Genomic DNA, 20645 nt, shown 5'->3' on the forward strand with positions numbered 1-20645 from the left:
CGGCCGCAACGCGATCTGCGGAATTCGGCCATCGCAGCGCCGAACCAACGTGCGATACAGGCGTAACGAAAAGGGACGGTAGCGATCAAGGGACGGGAGGCGTCGATGGCCGGATGGGTCTGGCGGACCGCCATTGCGGCAGCGGCCATGATTGTGGCCGGCCTTGCGTCTGCGCAACCGTACCCGGCCAAGGCCGTTCACGTTCTCGTTCCATATCCGCCCGGCGGCGGCGTCGACGTGCTGACGCGGACGCTCGCCGAAGCGGTGTCGAAGACCTGGACGCAATCGATCGTGGTCGAGAACCGGCCGGGCGCCGGCGGTGTGATCGCCTCGCAGGCGATCGCGACGTCCGCGCCCGACGGTTACAACCTGATCATGGTGGCGAGCGGCCACGCCACCAATCCGTTCCTTTATCCGAAGCTGCCCTACGACACCTTCAAGGATTTTTCGCCGATCTCGCTCTTGGCGTCGTCGCCGAACGTGCTGCTGGTGCGCGCGGATTCGCCGTTCAAATCGGTCGGCGACGTCATCGCCGCGGCGAAGGCAAAGCCGGGCAGCCTGTCCTTCGCCCATGCCGGCAACGGCACCTCGACCCATCTGGCCGGCGAACTGCTCAAGAGCCTCGCCAAGATTGATCTCGACGCGATCCCCTACAAGGGCGGTGCGCCCGCGATCAACGATCTGCTCGGCGGGCAAATTCCGATGTCGTTCAACAACGGGCCGGAATCGGTCGGGCAGCTGCAAGCCGGCACGGTTCGCGCGCTGGCGGTGACGACCGGCTCGCGTGCGCCGCTCCTGCCTGACGTGCCCAGCATGTCGGAAACCGTGCCGGGCTATGACACAGAGGTGTGGTGGGGGCTGCTCGGACCCGGCAACATGCCGGCTGATCTCGTGGCCAAGATCTCGCATGATTTCGTCGCGGCGGTGAACACCGATGCCGTGAAGGAGCGGCTCGGCAAGCTCGGTGCGATCCCGATCGGCTCCACGCCGGACAAGTTCGCCGCCAAGATCAAGGCCGACTACGACAAATGGGGGCCGATCATCAAGGCCGCCGGCATGAAGGCGGAATAGAACATGGCTGCGTCGGAAATTCCCGCCTGCCTGCCGCCGCGTCCCGTGACGCCGCCAAAGGACAAGCTGCCGCCGAAGGCCTGCGATACGCATGCGCATGTGTTCGGCCCGGCTGACCGCTTTCCCTATGCCGGCGATCGCAGCTACACGCCGCCCGACGCGCCGCTCGCGACCTATCTCGGCATGCTCGATGCGCTCGGTTTCGCCCGCGGCGTGCTGGTGCAGGGCAGCGCGCACGGCCACGACAATTCGGCGATGCTGGATGCGCTGCAGCGCGAGCCCGCGCGTCTGCGCGGCGTCGCGGTGGCCGATGCCGATGTGGCGGCGGGCACGCTGCGGCAATGGCATGTGCTCGGCGTCCGCGGCCTGCGCTTCAACCATTTCTTCCGCGGCGGGCAGCTGCACTATCGCGGCGGCATTCCCTTGAATGTTGCCGAAACGCACGCGGGCGTGATGGCCGAGCTCGGCTGGCATCTGCAGCTCTGGATCGACGTGAAGGATCTGCCCGACACGATCCCGACGCTGAAGGCGCTCGGGTTGCCGGTCGTGGTCGATCACATGGGCCGCACCGATGCTGCCGCCGGCATCAACACCGCGGGCTTTCAGAGCTTGCTGCGTGCGGTGGACGAAGGCTGGTGCTGGGCCAAACTGTCAGGTGCGCATCGCCTGAGTCAGCGGGCTCCTGATTATCCCGATGCGCGGCCGTTCCACGAGGCGCTGGTCGCAGCCAATCCTGAACGGCTGGTGTGGGGCGGCGACTGGCCGCATCCGCGGGTCGATGGTGAAATGCCCGATGCCGGCCATCTGCTCGACCTGTTTCACGAATGGACGCCGGATTCGGCGACACGGCACCGCATCCTCGTCGACAATCCCGCACGACTCTATGGCTTCCCAAACTGAAAGCTGCTCGAAGACATGACCGTCAACAACAAGCGCGTGTTCTACGTCAAATACCTCGCCCACGAGATCTACGTCGAAATCCTGAAGAAGCGGCCGGACGTCCGGCTCGATCGTCTCGAGAACGAGACGCCGGAGGCGACGTTCGGACCCGTCCTCGCTGACGCGCATGCCTATCAGATCGGCGCAGCCCGCGATGAGCTGGCGCCGCATTTCCATGCCCATGCCGAGCTGCTGAAGCGTGCGCCTAATCTTCTGATCGTGTCGTCGAACGGCGCCGGCTTCGATCCCGTCGATGTCGATGCCTGCACCGCGGCGGGCGTGCTTGTCGTCAACCAGTCCGGCGGCAACGCCAATTCGGTCGCCGAACACGCGCTCGGCATGATGCTGACGCTGTCGAAGCGGATCATCCAGTCCGACCGCAGGCTGCGGCGCGAGGCCAATGTCAACCGCAACGATCTGATCGGCAACGAGCTTAAGGAGAAGACCGTCGGCATCGTCGGTCTCGGCAATGTCGGCCGCCGCATCGCCGAACTGTGCAGGGGCCTCCTGCACATGAAGGTGATCGCCTACGATCCCTATCTCGCAGCGGATGAGATGGCGAAGCGGGGCGGGGAGAAGGTCGAGCTCGACGATCTCCTGCGTCGCGCGGACTTTGTTTCGATCTCGTGTCCGCTGGACAAGAACAGCCGCGGCATGATCGGCGCGCGCCAGTTCGCGCTGATGCAGCCGCACGCCTATTTCGTCACCACCGCGCGCGGCTTCATCCACGACGAGAAGGCACTGGAGGAAGCGCTGCGTGACAAACGCATCGCCGGCGCCGGGCTCGACGTCTGGGACAAGGAGCCGCCGCCGCCGGATCATCCGCTGCTGCAGTTCGACAATGTGCTGGCGAGCCCGCACACCGCCGGCGTCACTCGCGAGGCGCGCATCAACATGGGCCGGATCGCCGCCGAGCAGATCCTCGACGCGCTCGACGGCAAGCGCCCGCCGCGCATCATCAATCCCGAGGTGTGGCCGGTCTACGCAAGACGGTTCGAGAAGGCGTTCGGGTTCATGCCGGGGTAGGGTCAGCCCTGCCCCTGCGGGGGCCGCGGCCGCGCGCGGCCAAAATATCGAAAACAACCCCATGCAAAGGAGCTGGCGGCTGCCGGCGTTCGCGCAGGCAACTTGACGCGTCGGGCAACTCAGGGGTACATTTCCAATATTCAGAAATCGTACGAGCGCCAGGCCTTGCGGGGAGATATTACCGCAAGGGCAGGGGGAACCCTTCCGCCGGTGCGTCCCTCGCACAAATGGCCAGCCGTGCGAGCGTTGTTGCGCGCGCCAAAACACCGGAGAAAATCTCCTTCGTCGTAGCCTCGATCGAGGCAATAAACCCACTGCCAAACGGCCGCCTCGCAGCGTGTCCGTTGCTATTTTCCCTGAGATATCGACGGCTTAGCCGGAAATCGCCATTTTCCCTGCGTGCCCGACCATTCCGGGCACGGAAGGAAGAAGTTCATGCGACAGGTTCAGTCATTGCTCCGCAACGCGCCCGCCAGGATCGGCCGCCGTCTTGCGCAGATCGTCGCGATCGCTGCCGCCAGCCTGCCGCAGGCCGGCGCGTAGTTTTCCCCGCTGCGAACAGTCGCACACGTATCAGCCGAATTAACTCACTACCCTTTCGTGTTAGTGCTAGCGTGGTACCCCCGGGCTCTGCCGGTGCAGCAGGGAGGGTTCCATGTCACGCTTCGTCGTTCATTTCATGAAGGACGTGCTCGGCGGCAATGGCCGCGAGCGCGAGGTTTGCCAGGGCGCGCTTGAGATCGACGCCTCGAGCGAGGGCCAGGCCACCGAGATGGCCAAGGTCAAGTTTTGCCAGGAACAATCGCTATGCGACTGGTCACTGCATGCCGACCGCATCCGGATAGAGGCGGCCGACTTGCACGCCTGAACCAGATCGATCGCGTGTGGCGGCATCCGACCTCTCCCTGTGGGAGTGGGGCGCGACCCAATGGTGCCGTCATTGCGAGGAGCGATAGCGACGAAGCAATCCATGGTTCCGCATGTGCGGACAGATGGATTGCTTCGCTGCGCTCGCAATGACACAAGAGAAGCCAACTCGCTCTTGCGAAGTGAACGGCCGAGTTCAGCTCGCCCTTATCACTCCGGCAGGATGCGAACCGCACCCTTGGCCGCGCTGCTGGCGAACGCCGCGTAGGCCTTCAGCGCGGTCGAGACGGCGCGCTTGCGCGGCGCCGCCGGCTTCCAGGCCGCGTTGCCCCTGGCTTCCATCGCTGCACGGCGACGCTTCAGTTCGGCATCGTCGACCTTGAGATTGACCTTGCGGTTCGGGATGTCGAACTCGATGATGTCGCCTTCCTCGACGAGGCCGATCAGGCCGCCTTAAGTCGGATCGTAGCCATGTCGTTCTGTGAGCCAAGGAGTTGCCAGACATATTTGTCTTCCTAAGACCGCTTGGCCTCCGACTTTCCGAGACCTTTCGACTTCAGGTAGCTGGTTGGGTACAGCATCTCCTGCATGCCGGGGCCGCCGCGCGGACCCTCATAGCGGATCAGCACGACGTCGCCCGCCTTCACCTTGTTGGTGAGGATGGCGTCGACCGATGCGTCCTGGCTCTCGAAGATTCGGGCCGGGCCCGAGAACTTCAGAATGCTCTGATCGACGCCGGCGGTCTTCACGATGCAGCCGTCCTCGGCGAGGTTGCCGAACAGCACGGCGAGGCCGCCGTCCTTGGAATAGGCATGCTCGGCGTCGCGGATGACGCCCTTTTCACGATCGAGATCGACCTCGTCGAAGCGGCGGTCCTGGCTGAAGGCTTCCTGGGTCGGCACGCCGCCCGGCGCGGCGCGGTAGAAGTTGCGCACCTTGTCGCTTGATGTCCGCACCACGTCCCAGCGGTTCAGCGCATCGTCCAGCGTCGCGGCGTGCACGGTCGGCCCGTCGGTCGTGAGCAGCTTGGCGCGGTCGAGCTCGCCCAGGATCGCCATGATGCCGCCGGCGTGATGCACGTCCTCCATGTGGACGTCCTGCACCGAGGGCGCGACCTTGCAAAGCACCGGCACCTTGCGCGACAGGCGGTCGATGTCGGTCATCGTGAACGGCACTTCGCCCTCGCGTGCGGCGGCGAGCAGATGCAGCACGGTGTTGGTCGAGCCGCCCATCGCGATATCGAGCGTCATCGCGTTCTCGAACGACTTGAAGTTCGCGACGTTGCGCGGCAGCACCTTGGCGTCGTCCTGCTCGTAGTAGCGGCGGGCGAGGTCGACGATCAGATGGCCCGCCTCGACGAACAGGCTCTTGCGGTCGGCGTGGGTCGCCAGCACCGAGCCGTTGCCGGGCAGCGCGAGGCCGAGCGCCTCGGTCAGGCAGTTCATCGAGTTCGCGGTGAACATGCCGGAGCAGGAGCCGCAGGTCGGGCAGGCCGAGCGCTCGATCACCTCGACCTCTTCGTCCGATACGTTGGAGTCGGCGGCCGCGACCATAGCGTCGATCAGGTCGACCGCGCGCTTCTTGCCCTTGAGCAGGATCTTGCCCGACTCCATCGGTCCGCCCGAGACGAACACGGTCGGGATGTTGAGCCGCAGCGTCGCCATCAGCATGCCGGGCGTGATCTTGTCGCAGTTGGAGATGCAGACCATCGCGTCGGCGCAATGCGCGTTGACCATGTATTCGACGCTGTCGGCGATCAGCTCGCGCGAGGGCAGGCTGTACAGCATGCCGTCATGACCCATCGCGATGCCGTCATCGACCGCAATGGTGTTGAACTCCTTGGCGACGCCGCCCGCCTTCTCGATCTCGCGAGCCACGAGCTGGCCGAGATTCTGCAGATGGACGTGGCCGGGCACGAACTGGGTGAAGGAATTGACCACCGCGATGATCGGCTTGCCGAAATCCTCGTTCTTCATGCCGGTGGCGCGCCAGAGGCCGCGTGCACCCGCCATGTTGCGGCCGTGAGTGGTGGTGCGGGAGCGATAGGCGGGCATCGTAAATCCTTCTCAAATCCTTGGGCTAAGGGCATTTTTTAGGGGAGTTAGCGCTCCTTATGCCTGCCCGTGGATGCGGATTCAAGCGCGGAACCGCATGGCTGAACCCCGCAATTCGGGCAATGTCGAACGGTCGGCTTGATCTCGGTCGGCCCGGTGCATTAGCTGGACGCACCGACGGCAAGAACAACGAACAGACGCAAAAAGGGAGAGACGCGTGGCAAGGCTGCCTCTGATTGATCCGGACACGACGGACGGCGACATCCGCGCCGCGTTCGACCGCATGCCGGTCAAGCTCAACATCTTCCGCATGATGGCCCATGCCGAGGCCAATGCCATTCCGCTGATGCGGCTCGGCAATTCGATCCTGCACAAGCAGAAGCTGTCGGCGGTCAACCGCGAGCTCTTGATCCTGCAGGCCGCGCAGCTCGAGGGCGGCGCCTATGAATGGCGCCAGCACATGCCGATTGCGCTCGGCGTCGGCGTCACCCAGGCGCAGATCGATGCCGTCGAGCGCGGCAATTACGACGATGCGGCGCTGAACGCCGCCGAGCGCGCGCTGCTCGGCTTCGGCCGCGAGGTGGTCGAGAAGGTGCGCGTCGGCGACGCCGCCTTCGCCGGCATGCGCGAGCATTTCAGCGATCAGGAGATCGTCGAGGCGATCGTCGCGCTCGGCTTCTACATGATGATGGCGCGCCTGACGGAGGCAACCGAGACCGATCTCGATCCGGCCGCCGGCATGGCGGTCTACGAGGGTGGCAAGAAGCGGGGTTGAATCGGATGTCGGAGATTTCGCAAGCGACCTCGCAAGACTCTAAACCGGAGCGCTATGTCCGTCCGCTGAGCGCGGAATCCTCGGGCACCGCGCCCGGCAGGGGACGCCTTGACGGCCGCCGCATCCTCGTGGTCGGCGGCGGCCAGCGGGTGTTCGATGCCGCCACCGATCCGATCGGCAACGGCCGCGCCATGAGCCTGCTGTTCGCGCGCGAGGGCGCGCATGTCGCGGTCGCCGACCTCAACCGTGCCTCGGCCGAGGACACGGTTGCACGCATCGCTGCTGACGGCGGCCGCGCCTTCGCGATCGCCGCCGATGTCACTCAAGAGGCCGACGTCATCAGGATGGTCGACGAGGCTCATCGCACGATGGGCGGGCTCGACGGCATGGTGCTGAACATCGGTACCTTCGGCAAGACCGGGCTCGACAATGTCAGCGCGGAGGAGTGGAACAGGATCTACGACGTCAATGTTCGCGGCCCGATGCTGTGCTGCCGCGCGGCCTTGCCGAATTTCGAAGATGGCGGCTCGATCGTCTTCATCTCCTCGATCGCGGCGCTGAAGGCGGGATCGCAGATGGCGGTCTATGATTCCTCCAAGGCGGCGCTCGGCGGCCTGATGCGCAACATCGCGCATACCGGCGCGCGGCGAGGCATCCGCGCCAACCTGGTCTATCCCGGGCTGGTCGACACCCCGAACGGCCGCGAGGCCGGCGCGGGCCGGCCGTCGCGCGGCAAGGGGCATATCCCGTTCGGCCGTCAGGCGACGGCGTGGGAGATCGCCTATGCGGTGCTGTTCTTCATGTCGGATGAAAGCGTCTATGTCACCGCGCAGACGCTCGCGGTCGACAGCGGCCTCAGCGGTTTGTGAGCGGCGGGAGGGCGCATGAGTGCATTGTTCGGCAAGGTCTGTCAGAACGGCTACGTCGTTCGCGACATCGATGCGGCGCTGAAGTTCTGGACCGAGACGCTGCGGGTCGGGCCATTCTTCCTGATCCCCTCGGTCAAGGTCGATTGGTTCCGCTATCGCGGCGTGGACTCCGCGGTCGAGATGTCGATCGCGCTGGCCAATTCCGGCGATCTGCAGATCGAGCTGATCCAACAGCGCAACGACGCGCCGTCGATGTATCTGGATTTTCTGGCGCGCCACGGCGAGGGCCTGCAGCACATGTCGTACTGGAGCACGGACTACCAGTCGCTCTACGACCGCGCCATCGCGGCAGGCTTCACCGTCGGTCATGAAGGCCAGATCGGCGGCCCCAAGGGACGCTTCGCCTATTTCGACACCGCCGGCCATGCCGGCACCGTGATCGAAATCTCAGACATCTCGGGATCGAAGGGGCGGTTCTTCGAGAAGATCAGGACCGTCGCCGCGACTTGGGACGGCTCGGACCCGATCCGCGTGGTGGGCTGACGCGGCTATTCGGCGGCGATGCCGGCGCGGGCCGTCCTTCGCGCGGCAAGGGGCATATCCCGTTCGGCCGTCAGGCGACAGCGTGGGAGATCGCCCATGCCGCGCTGTTCTTCATGTCGGATGAAAGCGTCTATGTCACCGCGCAGACGCTCGCGGTGGATAGTGGGCTGAGCGGGCTTTAGCGGTGTGCTGAAGCTTGGTTCCATCGATGTGTCCGCAGATTCGCTTTGCCTCTCACGCTTGCGGGCAGGGTTATCGCAGATGCCCCTTGGCGACCGCGCAAATGCTTGGCCTCGTGGTTCGAGACGCGCCGCAAGCGGCGCTCCTCACCATGAGGGTCTACCATTGTGCCGCAAAAATAAGACCTCATCCTGAGGAGCCCGCCGAAGGTGGGCGTCTCGAAGGACGGCCGCGAGGACGCTGCCCGACAGATTTCTTTCCAAATGCGATAGCCCTGCGCTTGCGGGGTCGAGACGAGCGAAGCTCGCTCTTAGGCCGACGCGCGAAGAGCGACGCGAAGCGTCGTCCGTAGCGCGGCGGGTGGGGGCTCTCTCCACGATATGATTCGCGGAGAGAGCCCCCACCCCAGCCCTCCCCCGCAAGCGGGAGAGGGAGCCCACCGCCTTTTCGGCTCGATAGCGCGCCGCTATTCCGCGGCGAGGCTGGTTGGCAGCGGGATGCCGACCCTGGGGCGCGCTTTCGCTGCGCGGCGATTCTTCTTGCCGAACTGGCTGCCGGCCAGCAGCGCCGCGGCCGCGCGCAGCTGCTCGCGCAGCCATTGATTGGTGGTGTCGTCCTCGGCTGTGGCGTGCCAGTAGAGATAATTGACGTGCGGACTGATCGGGAACGGGCAGGGGAAGCATTGCAGCAGCCCGGGATCTTCGAGCACGGAGGCGGCGCTCTCCGACGCGGTCAGCAGCATGTTGCTGCGGCTCACGACGTGGCAGGCGGTTGCGAAATTCTGGCAGGTCAGGCGAACAGTGCGGGTCAGGCCGAGGCGCTGGAGCTGAAAATCCTCGAACGACAGGCCGCTGCGCCGCGACGTCACGCAGACATGCTCCATGCGCAAATAAGCCTTCTTGTCGAGCCGGCTGCCGAGCTCGGGATGGCCGCGCCGCGCGAACACCGCGATATGCTCGGTCAGAATCTGCTCGCGCCGCACCTCCGCCGAGAGCGGCAACAGCGTATCGATCGCGACGTCGAGGGTGCCGGCGGCAAGCTCGCGCTCGAGATTGTTGCGCTCGCTGCGCACGGTGGCGATCTCGACCAGCGGCGCCACCGTGCTGATCCTATTGACCAGCGCGCTCAGCATCGGCGCCTCCAGATTGTTGCGCAGCCCGATCACGAACCGCTTCGGCGTCTTCGCCGGATCGAACCGGTGGGTGTGGGTCAGCGTCGTCTCGAGGCCGTTGAGCGCCTGGCGCACCGTGGTGATGATCTGGCGGGCCAGCGGGGTCGGCGTCATCACGTGGTTGCGGCGCACGAACAGCGGATCGTTGAACATCGCGCGCAGCCGGCTCAGCGCATGGCTTACCGCGGGCTGGGTCAGGTTGAGGCGGAAGCAGGCGCGGCTGACGCCGCCCTCGGAATAGATCGCGTCGAACACGACGAACAGGTTCAGATCGACGTCACGTACATGCATGGAAATGATCAATCCGTATCCGCCGAATGCATTTGACGAATACTAATCGGCACTCTTAAAGTCTCAAGCAAAATAATACCTGGAGGAAACGATGAGCGTGCAATCGCCATCGCGCGGCGTTGCTGTCCCTGCGGCATCATCTCGCCTGGGCGCAATGTTTGCAAAGCCGAGCCAGGAGCAGATCGTGCTCCTGATCACCATCGCGCTCCTGATCGTGTTCGGCCTGACGCTGAACGGCTTTGCCACCGTCTCCAATCTCCTGAATCTGTTGCGGAGTATTTCCATCCTCGGCGTGCTCGGCCTCGGCATGGGGCTGATCGTGATCAGCCGCGGCATCGACCTCTCCGAGGTCGCGATCATGGCGGGGTCCTGGGCGATCGCGCTGATCTACATGCAGAACGGCATGCCCGTTTTCACGGCAGTGCTGCTGGCGCTGGCAGTTGCGGTGCTGATCGGCGTCGTCAACGGCGTGATGGTCGCCTTCGTCGAGGCGCCGGCGCTGTTCGTGACGCTGGCTGCCGGCTTCGTGATCTATGGCCTCGCCTTCTGGATCGCGCCGGCCTGGGTGGTCTATGCGCCGAAGGATGCGCCGGGCCTGATGTATCTCGGCGCCGGACGGCTGTTCGGCATTCCGGTTCCGATCCTGGTGTTCGCGGCCTGTGCAATCGCGATGCATTTGTTCCTGTCGCGCACCTCGATCGGCCGCTTCATCTATTCGCAGGGCGACAATCCGGAGGCCGCGCGGCTGACCGGCGTCGCGCTGCGACCGCTGATCGTGCTCGAGCACGTGCTGGTTGCACTGCTCGCCTGGATTGCGGGCCTGGTCTGGGTCGGCACCACGGGCAGCATGCAGATGGCGATCACCCAGGGCACCATGATCTTCGATGTCGTGCTCGTCGTCGTGATCGGCGGCATCAGCCTGATCGGCGGCCGCGGCAGCGTGTTCAGCGTCGTGGTCGGCTGCATCCTGATCGGCACGCTGCTCAACGCCTTCACCATCATGGACGTCAACAGCGAGGTGCAGAACATCATCAAGGGCGTGGTGCTGCTGGCCGCCATCGTGCTCGACAACTGGCTGCACCCCCGCGACGAGGAGACAGCGCGGCAAGGCGACTGAAACAAGGCGACTGAGCCGGCCGCCGCGCCAAATCAATCAATCAAAAGAAATTGCTTTGTGGAGGGAGACGATGAAGACGACGACAAAATTCTGGACGATCCTGCTGGCCGGCGTGACGCTGGCCGCGATGCCATTTGCGGCATCGGCGCAGGAGGAAGGCACCAAGACCGCGCGCGAGCTGCGTGCCGTCTACGACAAGGCGCTGCAGGGCAAGACCATCGCCTATCTGCCGATCGCGCTCGGCGTGCCGCTGTCCGACGAATGGGGCCGGGTGGTGCAGGAGGAAGCCGAGTGGCGCGGCATGAAATATGTCGTGCGCGATCCCAACAACAACCCCTCGGCGATGCAGCAGGCCCTGACCGCGCTGGTCGACCAGAAGCCCGACGTGCTGATCGTGCAGAATCCGAGCGTCACGCTGCTGATGAAGGATCTGAAGCGCGCCGAAAGCCAGGGCACGCACGTGATCCAGATCAACATGTCCTCGAACTACAAGTCCGGCGCCTTTGTCGGCGCCGATTGGCGCGAGATCGGCAGGATGCTGGCGAACGAAGCCGTGAAGGCTTGCGGCACCGGCTCGGGCAAGTCGGGCAAGGTCCAGATCGTGCAGGGCGAACTGACCGCGGCCGCCAGCGTCGACCAGGTCGGCGGCATCATGGAGGTGTTGAACAAGGATCCGAACATCAAGGTGGTCTCGAACCAGGCCGCGAATTGGGACGCCAACACCGCGCTCAACGTCACCGCGACGGTGATCCAGCAGCATCCCGACCTCTGCGCCTCGATCGGGTTCTGGGGCATCATGGAGTCGGGCGCGGCGCAGGCGATCCGCAATGCCGGCAAGATCGACGATGTGAAGGTGTTCGCCTCGGGCGAAGGCTCGCAGCTCGATTGCGACCAGGTCAATTCGGGCAATTTCTACAAGTTCCTGAGCTACAAGGCGACCGAGCAGGGCCACGACCTGATGTTCGCGGCCGAGACCCTGCTGGTATCAGGCGAGAAGCCGGGCAGCCGCAATCTCGTCTACTACACGCGTCCGATCTGGCTCGATAAGTCCAACGCCTCGGGCGCCAACTGCTTCGCGCTACCCAAGAAAAATTAACAAGGCGCGGACAGCCGGCGCGGGGGGCATTCCCGCGCCGGCTGTATCAAAGAGCACGATCCGGCATGGTGGAGCCGGTTTTTCTCCGACCGACGCGCAGCGTTCACGGAGAGCGTGCTCAATCAAGGGGACGAGGTCGCGATGCGATGGCCGATCGCGTCATGACCGGGAGCATGATCCGGGACGTGCAAGCCGGCTCTCCGCAAGATCGTGCTCGATCACGAGCACGATCCGGAAAAGTGGAAGCCGGTTTTCCGCAAGGTCGTGCTCAATCACGAGCACGATCCGGAAAAGTGGAAACCGGTTTTCCGCAAGATCGTGCTCAATCAAGAGGGTGCTTTGGCGATGTCGATGGCCGTTGATTCCTTTGCCGCATCGGTGCGGCGATTTTCACCCCGGCTCCTGCTGTCGGAGCTGTTGCTGAAACAGTGGTTCGAGCCGGTCGTTCCCTTCACCGTGATGATCGGGCTGTGGACGTATTTCGCGCTCACCATTCCCGACTACGCCTCGGTGCAGAATTCGGTGTCGCTGCTGCGGCTGTTCGCCGAGTTCGGTTTCGTCGCGCTCGCGATGGGCTTCTGCCTGGTCACCGGCGGCATCGACCTCTCGGTCGGCGCGATCTTCGCGCTGTGCAATTTCGCGGCGCTGTACTTCCTCTTGGTGCGCGAATGGCCGGTCGGCCTCGCCGTGCCGGCGACGCTTCTGGTCGGCGCCCTGCTCGGCAGCATCAACGGCTTCTTGATCGGCTTCCTGAAGACGCGGCCGTTCCTGACCACGCTGGTGACGCTGATCATCCTGCGCGCCTCGGTCAATCTGCTCAACACCAGCTACGCCCAGGTGTTCGCGACCAACTCGGTCGAGAGCGACGCCTGGGATTTCATCGGCGGCGGCAGCGTGCTCGGCATTCCCGTCAATGCGGCGACGCTGTTCGTGGTGCTGTTGATCTGCCACATCTTCCTGTCGCGCTCGCGCTATGGCTGGCATCTCACCGCGATCGGCGCCAGCCGCAAGGCGGCGCGTCACGCCGGCATCCGCGTCCGCGTGATGCTGTTCATGACCTATGTGCTGTCGGGAACGCTGTGCGCGGCGAGCGGCATCTTCTACGCCGCGCGGCAATCCTCGACGGATTCCACCACCGGCGTGGGGTGGGAGTTCCAGGCACTGACCGCTGTCGTGCTCGGCGGCGTGTCGCTCGCCGGCGGCAAGGGTACGGTATGGCGGGCGATGATCGGCGCGCTGATCATCTTCCTCCTGATCAACGGCCTCGTGCGGATGGGCATCCCGGGCTACGTCACCTCGGCGGTGACCGGCATGATCCTGCTCGCCGCCGTCGGCATCGACGTCAAATGGTCGAAGAACCGCGGCAAGGCGATCCAGAAGATCTACGTCAATCCGGCCTTCGTGCCGCTCGCCTCGGCGCCCGGGGTGCAGCCCGGCGCGGCCTCGCCCTACGCGCAGAACGATCGGCTGATCAACGCGCAGGCGATCGGCGTCGATCAGGTCGAGGGGCCCGAGGACGTCATCCTCGACCGCCAGGGCCGGCTCTACGGCTCGACCCGCGACGGCAATGTGATCCGTTTCTCCGGGCCGAATTTCGAGACGCGCGAGGTGTTCGCCCATATCGGCGGCCGGCCGCTCGGCATGCAGTTCGATCGCGACGAGAATCTGATCGTTGCCGTCGCCGGCATGGGCGTCTACGGCGTCGCGCCCGATGGCCGCATCTTCAAGGTTACCGACGAGACCAACCGCACCTGGTACAAGCTGAACGACGATTCCCGCCTGCGCATGGCCGACGACCTCGACATCGCGCCCGACGGCAAGATCTATTTCAGCGACTGCACCACGCGCTACGAGATGACCACCAACACCCTCGACATCCTCGAGGGCCGGCCGAACGGCCGTGTGGTCTGCTACGACCCGGCGACCAGGACCACGCGCACGGTGATCAACCACTTCTATTTCCCGAACGGGATCTGCGTCTCGCACGACGGCAAATCGATCCTGATCGCGTCGACCTCGCTGTGCAAGGTGTTCCGGCACTGGATCGACGGGCCGAACAAGGGCAAGACCGAAGTGCTGATGGACGAGCTGCCGGGCAACCCCGACAACATCAACCGCGCTTCCGACGGCACCTACTGGCTGGCGCTGGTCGGCATCCGCACCCCAACATTCGACCTTGCCGCGCGAAAACCCGGCTTCCGCCTGCGCATGGTGAAGCAGGTGCCGACCGACGAATGGCTGGCGCCGGCGCTCAACCATGGCTGCGTGCTGAAATTCAACGAGAAGGGCGAGGCGCTGGAATCCTGGTGGGACCCGACCGGCATCTCGCATTCGACGTTGACGTCGATGCGCGAGCACCAGGGCTATCTCTATCTCGGCGGGCTCGAGAACAACCGGATCGGCCGCATCAAGCTTGAGGGCGTCGACGACAGCTGGACCGGCTACGATGCCTATTGGGGCGCAAAGAGCAGGGTGACGACGTAATGGGATTCTTCGATCATCTGCTGCGCGACATCCGCAGCGTCATCGACCGCGACGGCGGCCAGAACGCGATCCCGCCGCTCGACGGCGCGCTGAGCCCAAATGACCGGCTCGACACCGCCACCCCGATCGGCGAGCCGCTGCCCGGCATCGACGACGTGATCGCCGCCGGCGACGGCACGGTCTATGTTTCCGCAGGACGCCGGGTGCTGAAGCTCGGCGGCAATGATTTGTCGACACGTACAGTCGTCGCCGAGTTCGAGGATGATGCCGGCGGGCTCGCGCTGCATCCGGACGGCCGCCTCCTGGTCTGCGTCGCGGGCAGGGGCCTTGCCGCGATCGATCCGGCCAAGCCCGATCCGCGCTGGCTGGAGTCCGCCGGCGGCAAAGCGCTCACGGGGCTGTTGTCGGTGACGGCGGCGCCCGATGGCCGCATCTATGCCGTTGAAGGCAGCGCCGGCCGACGCCCGGGCGAATGGCGGCACGATTTGATGGAGAAGCGCGCCAATGGCCGGCTCATCAGCTGCGGCGCCGGCCTCGACAATCCGCAGGTGCTGCTGCGCGATCTGCCCTATCCCTATGGCGTGAGCGTCTCGGCCGATGGTAGCAGCCTCTGGCTCACCGAAAGCTGGGCGCATTGTCTCAGCCGGTTCGCGCTCGGCGGCAACGGGCTGGGTCCGCGCGAGACCGTCGCCGCCAACATGCCGGGCTATCCGGCGCGGCTGCATCCGGACGGCCACGGCGGCTTGCTGCTCGGCATCTTCGCCCGCCGCACCCATCTGATCGAGTTCGTGCTCAAGGAAGACGATTTCCGCGAGGAGATGATGGCGACGATGCCGCCCGATTACTGGGTCGCGCCGGCGCTCGCCGGCGGCAGCGATTGCCTGGAGCCGATGCAGATCGGCAGCGTCAAGGCGCTCGGCATCCAGAAGCCGTGGGCGCCGCCGCGCTCCTACGGTCTGCTGGTGCATCTCGACGCCGAGGGCGATGCGACCGACAGCCTGCACAGCCGCGCCGGCGGCCGCTTCCACGGCATCACCGCCGCCTGCGCCACGCCCTCGGGCGTCGTGATCGCGGCGCGCGGCGCCGGACGCCTGCTGCGCACTACAGGAGAGCTGCGATGAATGACGGTGTGATGCAGGCGGCCCCCGGCGCCAAGACGGCAGAGACCTCCGCAGCCCGTGAGCCGGTGCTGCGGATCACCAACGGTTCGAAAATCTATGGCGGCGTCCACGCCATCGAGGGTGTCAATTTCGACCTCTATCCCGGCGAGGTGCATGCGCTGGTCGGCGAGAACGGCGCCGGCAAATCGACGCTATGCAAGGCGATCGCGGGCGCGATCCAGCTCACCTCCGGCGACTATCTGCTCGACGGCAAGCCGACCGGTTTCGAGCAGCCGCGCGACGCGCTCAATGCCGGCATCTGCATGGTCTATCAGGAGACCAGCCTGGTGCCGACCATGACCGCTGCGCAGAACATCGAGCTCGGCAACGAAAAGCTGCTGACGCGCTTCCGCACCCTGAACATCCAGGCCCAGCAGCTGCTGCAGTCGCTCAACTTCCACGTCGATCCGGCGACGCCGGTGGCGCTGCTCGGCACCGCCAAGAAGCAGATGGTGGAGATCGCGCGCGCGATCTACAACAAGGCGCGCATCATCATCTTCGACGAACCGACCGCGTCGCTGACGCCGGAGGAGATCGTCCACTTCTTCCATCTGGTGCGCGACCTGCGCGCCCGCGGCGTCTCGATCATCTACATCTCGCATGCGCTGGAGGAGTCGCTGCAGATCGCCGACCGCATCACCGTGCTGCGCGACGGCAAATTGGTGATCACGGCGCCGGCCAGACAGCTCACCCGCGACGCGCTGGTGCAGCACATGGTCGGCCGCGAGGTGGCGCAGGCGGTCTATGGCGGAAGAGAGAAGACCCATCAGCGCCGCGAGAAGGTGCTGACGGTCGAGAACGTCACCATGGGCATGGCGGTCAAGAACATGTCGTTCTCGGTCTATGCCGGCGAGGTGGTCGGCATCGCCGGCCTGATCGGCTCCGGCCGCACCGAGATCGCCAAGATCATCTACGGCGCGCTGAAGCGCAATCTGGTCAATGGCGGCACCATCCGGCTGCGCGGCAAGCCGATCCGTTACCGCGTGCCGCGGCAGGCGATCAATGACGGCATCGCCTACATCACCGAGGACCGCAAGGCCAACGGCTTCTTCGAGACCATGGTGGTCGACGACAACGTCTATATCGGCAGCCTCGCCACCGGAAAGGGCTGGAGCTTCCTGCTGTCGCGCGCACGGCGCAGCAAGCTCGCCAGCTACTGGGTCGATCGGCTCAAGATCAGCGCATTGCAGCGCAAGGCCAGGATCATCGAGCTGTCCGGCGGCAACCAGCAGAAGGTGGTGCTGGCCAAGACGCTGGTGCAGGACCCCTCGATCATCATCTTCGACGAGCCGACACGCGGCGTCGACGTCGGCACCATCCCGCACATCCACGGCGAAATCCGCCGTCTCGCCGACGAGGGCAAGGCGGTGGTGGTGATCTCGTCCTACCTACCGGAGATCCTCGCGGTGTCCGACCGCATCCTGGTCGCCCGCACCGGCCGCATCGTCGCCGAGTTCAACGCGGCGGATGCGACGCAGGACAAGATCCTGTACGCCGCGGTGCATTGAGGGCGCGCAGCGCGGCCTGGCATCGGCGTAGGGCGGATTAGCGCAGCGCAATCCGCCATCTTGCCACGCCTTCGATGGGCAAATCAGCAACAACAAGTTCAGTGTCGTCCCGGCGCAGGCCGGGACCCATAACCACAGATTGTCATTGTTGCACGTCGCTGGAACGACGAGTCCCGTCGACAATTTCTGCTGCGGCGTATGGGTCCCGGCCTGCGCCGGGACGACGCTGCGGGTGGGGCCGAACCGCCCTTGACAATTATTTTAAGTATAAAATAATATCCCCCATCGGCTCCGATGGGGAAATGCCCCCGGTCGCCGAAGCCAGAGCATGATCCGGAAAAGTGGCACCCGGTTTTCCGAGGCGATCATGCTCAAACGGAAAGGCGAGAACGCCATGCGTATCGTTTGCATTGGAGGCGGGCCGGCCGGGCTTTATTTCGGCATCCTGATGAAGATGCTAGATCCCGCGCACGTCATTTCGGTGGTCGAGCGCAACCGGCCCTACGACACCTTCGGCTTCGGCGTGGTGTTCTCGGATGCGACCATGGACAACATGCGCAAATGGGATCCGGTCACCGCTGACACGATCGAGCAGGCCTTCAACCACTGGGACGACATCGAGGTCCTGATCAAGGGCCGGCGCATGCGCACCACCGGCCACGGCTTCGTCGGCATCGGCCGCAAGCGGCTGCTCAACATCCTGCAGGCGCGGGCCGAGGAACTCGGCGTCGAATTGATCTTCGAGCGCGAGGTGAATTCCGATCTCGAATTCCCCGACGCCGATCTCATCGTGGCATGCGACGGCGTGAACTCGAAGATCCGCACCAAATACACCGATGCCTTCCAGCCCGACATGCTGATGCGGCCGAACCGCTATATCTGGCTCGGCACCAACCGTCCGTTCGACGCCTTCACGTTCGACTTCCGCAAGACCGAGCACGGCTGGTTCCAGGCGCACATCTACAAGTTCGAGGAGGGGGCGGCCACCTTCATCGTCGAGACCACCGAGGAGGCCTATCTCGCCCACGGCCTCGACAAGATGGAGCAGGGCGACTCCATCGCGTTCTGCGAGAACGTATTCGCGGAAATCCTCGAGGGGCATCATCTGGTCTCTAACGCGCGGCATCTGCGCGGCTCGGCCTGGCTGTCGTTCCCCAGGCTGATCTGCGGCAAATGGACCACGTTCAACGGCAACAGCCATGTCGTGCTGATGGGCGATGCCGCCCACACCGCGCATTTCGCGATCGGCTCGGGAACCAAGCTCGCGCTGGAGGATGCGATCGAGCTCACCAACCAGTTCAAGATCCACGGCGCGGCGCGGGACAGTATTCCCGCGGTGCTCAAGGCTTACGAGGAGCTGCGCCGGGTCGACGTGGCGCGGATCCAGAATGCCGCGCGCAACGCGATGGAATGGTTCGAGGTGGTCGGCTCGCGCTATGCCGACACGCTGGAGCCGGAGCAGTTCATGTATTCGCTGCTGACCCGCTCGCAGCGCATCAGCCACGAGAACCTGCGGCTGCGCGACAAGACCTGGCTCGAGGGTTATGAGCGCTGGTTCGCGGAGCGCAGCGGCGTGGCCGCGACCAACGACCGCGTCACGCCGCCGATGCTGACGCCGTTCCAGATCCGCGGCCTGTCGCTTCATAACCGGATCATCGTCTCGCCGATGGCGATGTATTCGGCCGAGGAGGGCGTGCCGACCGACTTCCATTTGGTGCATTTCGGCTCCCGCGCGCTCGGCGGCGCCGGCCTTCTCTTTACCGAGATGACCTGCGTCTCGCCGGAGGCGCGGATCACGCCCGGCTGCTGCGGCCTCTGGAACGACGCGCAGGCGGCGGCCTACAAGCGCATCGTCGACTTCGTGCATCAGAATTCGCAAGCCAGGATCGGCATCCAGCTCGGCCATGCCGGCCGCAAGGGCTCGACGCGCGTCGCCTGGGAAGGCATGGACGAAGCGCTGCCGGACCATAACTGGCCGCTGGTGTCGGCTTCGTCAGTGCCTTATCTGCCCGACGGCCAGATCCCGGAGCCGATGAGCCGCGCCGAGATGGACGAGGTACGTGACCAGTTCGTCGCCGCAGCCAGGCGCGGTACGGCCGCGGGCTTCGATATCCTGGAGCTGCATTGCGCGCACGGCTATCTGCTGTCGAGCTTCCTCTCGCCGCTGACCAACCGCCGCACCGACGACTATGGCGGATCGATCGAGAACCGCGCGCGTTATCCGCTGGAGGTGTTCCGCGCCGTCCGCGCGGTGTGGCCGGAGGACAAGCCGATGTCGGTCCGCCTGTCGTGTCACGACTGGACCGAGGGCGGCAACACGCCCGAGGATGCGCTGGCCTTCGCCAAGCTGTTCAAGGGGGCGGGAGCCGACCTGATCGACTGCTCCTCGGGGCAGGTCTGGGCCGACGACCATCCGGTCTACGGCCGGCTCTACCAGACGCCGTTCGCCGACAAGATCCGCAACGAGGTCGGCATCGCCACCATCGCGGTCGGCGCGATCTCGGAGGCGGATCACGCCAACTCGATCATCGCCGCCGGCCGCGCCGATCTCTGCGCCATCGCGCGGCCGCATCTCGCCGATCCGGCCTGGACGCTGCATGAGGCCGCCAAGATCGGCGTCAAGCAGATCGCCTGGCCGAAGCAGTATCTGTCGGGCAAGTCGCAATACGAGGCCAATCTCGAACGCGCGGCTGCGGGAGTGAAAGCATGATGAGGTTCTGGGCCAACGCACATGCGCTGGTGACCGGTGCCGGTTCCGGCATCGGCGCCGCGACGGCGATCGCTCTGGCAAAAGCCGGCGTGCGCGTCAGCATCGCCGGGCGGCGGATCGACGCGCTGAAAGCGACGGCGGCATCGCTCGACAAGCAGGTTGGCGCCGTGGTTTCGATCGACGTGACGGATGAAGCTGCGGTCGCCAAAGGTATCGCGCAGATCGAGGCCGAGGCTGGCCCGATCGATATTCTCGTCAACAATGCCGGCAAGGCCGCGAGCGCGCCGTTCGACAAAACCGGCGCGGCGCTGTGGGCGGACATGCTGGCGAGCAATCTCTCCAGCGTGTTCCTGGTGACGCATGCCGTGTTGCCCGGCATGGCGCAGCGCGGCCGCGGCCGCGTGATCAATGTCGCCTCGACCGCGGGTCTCACCGGCTATGCCTATGTCTCGGCCTATGTCGCGGCCAAGCACGGCGTCATCGGCCTCACGCGCTCGCTGGCGCTGGAATATGCACGACGCGGCGTCACCGTGAATGCGGTTTGCCCCGGCTACACCGATACGCCGCTGGTGGCGGATGCCGCCGCGAACATCGTCGCCAAGACCGGCCGCAGCGAACAGGAAGCGCGCGCAGCGTTGGCAAAAGTCAATCCGATGCAGCGGCTGGTCACGCCCGAGGAGGTCGCCGACGCCGTCCTCTGGCTTGCCTCCGAGACTGCATCGTCAATCAACGGACAAGCCGTCGCGGTCGCCGGCGGCGAAGTCTTTACCGGGTGAAGGAACAC

The 20645-nt window shown here is 65.1% G+C and carries 15 protein-coding genes and 2 pseudogenes; 15 read left to right on the forward strand and 2 right to left on the reverse strand.

Annotated features, from left to right (window positions below; all coding sequences use genetic code 11):
- The first annotated feature begins 105 nt into the window (after positions 1-105).
- From QJT82_RS00960 to QJT82_RS00975, 4 genes are all read left to right on the forward strand, one after another.
- On the forward strand, positions 106-1071 hold the full coding sequence (locus tag QJT82_RS00960; RefSeq protein ID WP_028345220.1) for a tripartite tricarboxylate transporter substrate binding protein: 966 nt from the start codon (positions 106-108) through the stop codon (positions 1069-1071).
- Between the two features lie 3 nt (positions 1072-1074).
- Positions 1075-1971, forward strand: coding sequence for an amidohydrolase family protein (locus tag QJT82_RS00965; protein WP_051448219.1), 897 nt, complete (start codon positions 1075-1077; stop codon positions 1969-1971).
- 15 nt (positions 1972-1986) lie between these two features.
- The gene (locus QJT82_RS00970) at positions 1987-3036 is read left to right on the forward strand and encodes a hydroxyacid dehydrogenase (protein ID WP_028345218.1); all 1050 of its coding nucleotides are present in this window, start codon (positions 1987-1989) and stop codon (positions 3034-3036) included.
- Positions 3037-3691: 655 nt separating this feature from the next.
- Complete coding sequence (locus QJT82_RS00975; protein ID WP_028345217.1) at positions 3692-3904, forward strand: hypothetical protein; 213 nt, start codon at positions 3692-3694, stop codon at positions 3902-3904.
- Between the two features lie 209 nt (positions 3905-4113).
- On the opposite strand, the pseudogene ilvD reads toward QJT82_RS00975, so the two are convergent.
- Positions 4114-5957: pseudogene (ilvD, locus tag QJT82_RS00980) on the reverse strand (dihydroxy-acid dehydratase).
- Between the two features lie 217 nt (positions 5958-6174).
- Here ilvD and QJT82_RS00985 point away from each other — a divergent pair.
- The 4 genes and pseudogenes from QJT82_RS00985 to QJT82_RS01000 all read left to right on the forward strand — a co-directional run.
- Complete coding sequence (locus QJT82_RS00985; RefSeq protein WP_028345215.1) at positions 6175-6732, forward strand: carboxymuconolactone decarboxylase family protein; 558 nt, start codon at positions 6175-6177, stop codon at positions 6730-6732.
- A 5-nt stretch (positions 6733-6737) separates the two neighbouring features.
- Complete coding sequence (locus QJT82_RS00990) at positions 6738-7601, forward strand: SDR family oxidoreductase (protein WP_028345214.1); 864 nt, start codon at positions 6738-6740, stop codon at positions 7599-7601.
- A gap of 15 nt (positions 7602-7616) precedes the next feature.
- Positions 7617-8144 carry a VOC family protein gene (locus tag QJT82_RS00995; RefSeq protein ID WP_028345213.1) on the forward strand — a complete coding sequence of 176 codons (528 nt, stop codon included), beginning with the start codon at positions 7617-7619 and terminating at the stop codon, positions 8142-8144.
- A 17-nt stretch (positions 8145-8161) separates the two neighbouring features.
- Positions 8162-8326: pseudogene (locus QJT82_RS01000) on the forward strand (SDR family oxidoreductase); the annotation flags it as partial.
- Positions 8327-8790: 464 nt separating this feature from the next.
- Here the strand turns inward: QJT82_RS01000 and QJT82_RS01005 are convergent.
- A complete protein-coding gene (locus tag QJT82_RS01005) occupies positions 8791-9786 on the reverse strand; it encodes a LysR family transcriptional regulator (protein WP_035634291.1) in 996 nt (331 codons plus the stop codon).
- A 91-nt stretch (positions 9787-9877) separates the two neighbouring features.
- Between QJT82_RS01005 and QJT82_RS01010 the strand changes: the two genes are divergently transcribed.
- The 7 genes from QJT82_RS01010 to QJT82_RS01040 all read left to right on the forward strand — a co-directional run bounded on the left by QJT82_RS01010 (position 9878) and on the right by QJT82_RS01040 (position 20637).
- Positions 9878-10903: an ABC transporter permease gene (locus tag QJT82_RS01010; RefSeq protein ID WP_225163682.1), complete on the forward strand. Its 1026-nt coding sequence runs from the start codon at positions 9878-9880 to the stop codon at positions 10901-10903.
- Between the two features lie 70 nt (positions 10904-10973).
- A complete protein-coding gene (locus QJT82_RS01015) occupies positions 10974-11999 on the forward strand; it encodes a sugar ABC transporter substrate-binding protein (RefSeq protein ID WP_028331499.1) in 1026 nt (341 codons plus the stop codon).
- Between the two features lie 210 nt (positions 12000-12209).
- Positions 12210-14483, forward strand: coding sequence for an SMP-30/gluconolactonase/LRE family protein (locus tag QJT82_RS01020; protein ID WP_338132214.1), 2274 nt, complete (start codon positions 12210-12212; stop codon positions 14481-14483).
- Positions 14483-15604: an SMP-30/gluconolactonase/LRE family protein gene (locus tag QJT82_RS01025; protein WP_051448218.1), complete on the forward strand. Its 1122-nt coding sequence runs from the start codon at positions 14483-14485 to the stop codon at positions 15602-15604. The genes QJT82_RS01020 and QJT82_RS01025 overlap by 1 nt, the downstream gene beginning before the upstream one ends.
- 11 nt (positions 15605-15615) lie before the next feature.
- Positions 15616-17151: a sugar ABC transporter ATP-binding protein gene (locus QJT82_RS01030; RefSeq protein ID WP_028345209.1), complete on the forward strand. Its 1536-nt coding sequence runs from the start codon at positions 15616-15618 to the stop codon at positions 17149-17151.
- A 394-nt stretch (positions 17152-17545) separates the two neighbouring features.
- Positions 17546-19861 carry a bifunctional salicylyl-CoA 5-hydroxylase/oxidoreductase gene (locus QJT82_RS01035; RefSeq protein WP_028345208.1) on the forward strand — a complete coding sequence of 772 codons (2316 nt, stop codon included), beginning with the start codon at positions 17546-17548 and terminating at the stop codon, positions 19859-19861.
- The gene (locus QJT82_RS01040) at positions 19858-20637 is read left to right on the forward strand and encodes an SDR family NAD(P)-dependent oxidoreductase (protein WP_035634288.1); all 780 of its coding nucleotides are present in this window, start codon (positions 19858-19860) and stop codon (positions 20635-20637) included. Before QJT82_RS01035 ends, QJT82_RS01040 begins: the two co-directional genes overlap by 4 nt.
- Positions 20638-20645: the final 8 nt, after the last annotated feature.

Origin of the sequence: Bradyrhizobium sp. Mp19 (assembly GCF_029952935.1) — a bacterium.
In the GTDB taxonomy this organism is placed as follows: Bacteria; Pseudomonadota; Alphaproteobacteria; order Rhizobiales; family Xanthobacteraceae; genus Bradyrhizobium; species Bradyrhizobium elkanii.

Excerpts from the sequence above, each read along its gene's own strand:
- QJT82_RS00960 (WP_028345220.1), top strand. The coding sequence starts at position 106 with ATGGCCGGATGGGTCTGGCGGACCGCCATTGCGGCAGCGGCCATGATT.
- QJT82_RS00965 (WP_051448219.1), top strand. The coding sequence starts at position 1,075 with ATGGCTGCGTCGGAAATTCCCGCCTGCCTGCCGCCGCGTCCCGTGACG.
- QJT82_RS00970 (WP_028345218.1), top strand. The coding sequence starts at position 1,987 with ATGACCGTCAACAACAAGCGCGTGTTCTACGTCAAATACCTCGCCCAC.
- QJT82_RS00975 (WP_028345217.1), top strand. The coding sequence starts at position 3,692 with ATGTCACGCTTCGTCGTTCATTTCATGAAGGACGTGCTCGGCGGCAAT.
- QJT82_RS00990 (WP_028345214.1), top strand. The coding sequence starts at position 6,738 with ATGTCGGAGATTTCGCAAGCGACCTCGCAAGACTCTAAACCGGAGCGC.
- QJT82_RS00995 (WP_028345213.1), top strand. The coding sequence starts at position 7,617 with ATGAGTGCATTGTTCGGCAAGGTCTGTCAGAACGGCTACGTCGTTCGC.
- QJT82_RS01005 (WP_035634291.1), bottom strand. The coding sequence starts at position 9,786 with ATGCATGTACGTGACGTCGATCTGAACCTGTTCGTCGTGTTCGACGCG.
- QJT82_RS01010 (WP_225163682.1), top strand. The coding sequence starts at position 9,878 with ATGAGCGTGCAATCGCCATCGCGCGGCGTTGCTGTCCCTGCGGCATCA.
- QJT82_RS01015 (WP_028331499.1), top strand. The coding sequence starts at position 10,974 with ATGAAGACGACGACAAAATTCTGGACGATCCTGCTGGCCGGCGTGACG.
- QJT82_RS01025 (WP_051448218.1), top strand. The coding sequence starts at position 14,483 with ATGGGATTCTTCGATCATCTGCTGCGCGACATCCGCAGCGTCATCGAC.
- QJT82_RS01030 (WP_028345209.1), top strand. The coding sequence starts at position 15,616 with ATGCAGGCGGCCCCCGGCGCCAAGACGGCAGAGACCTCCGCAGCCCGT.
- QJT82_RS01035 (WP_028345208.1), top strand. The coding sequence starts at position 17,546 with ATGCGTATCGTTTGCATTGGAGGCGGGCCGGCCGGGCTTTATTTCGGC.
- QJT82_RS01040 (WP_035634288.1), top strand. The coding sequence starts at position 19,858 with ATGATGAGGTTCTGGGCCAACGCACATGCGCTGGTGACCGGTGCCGGT.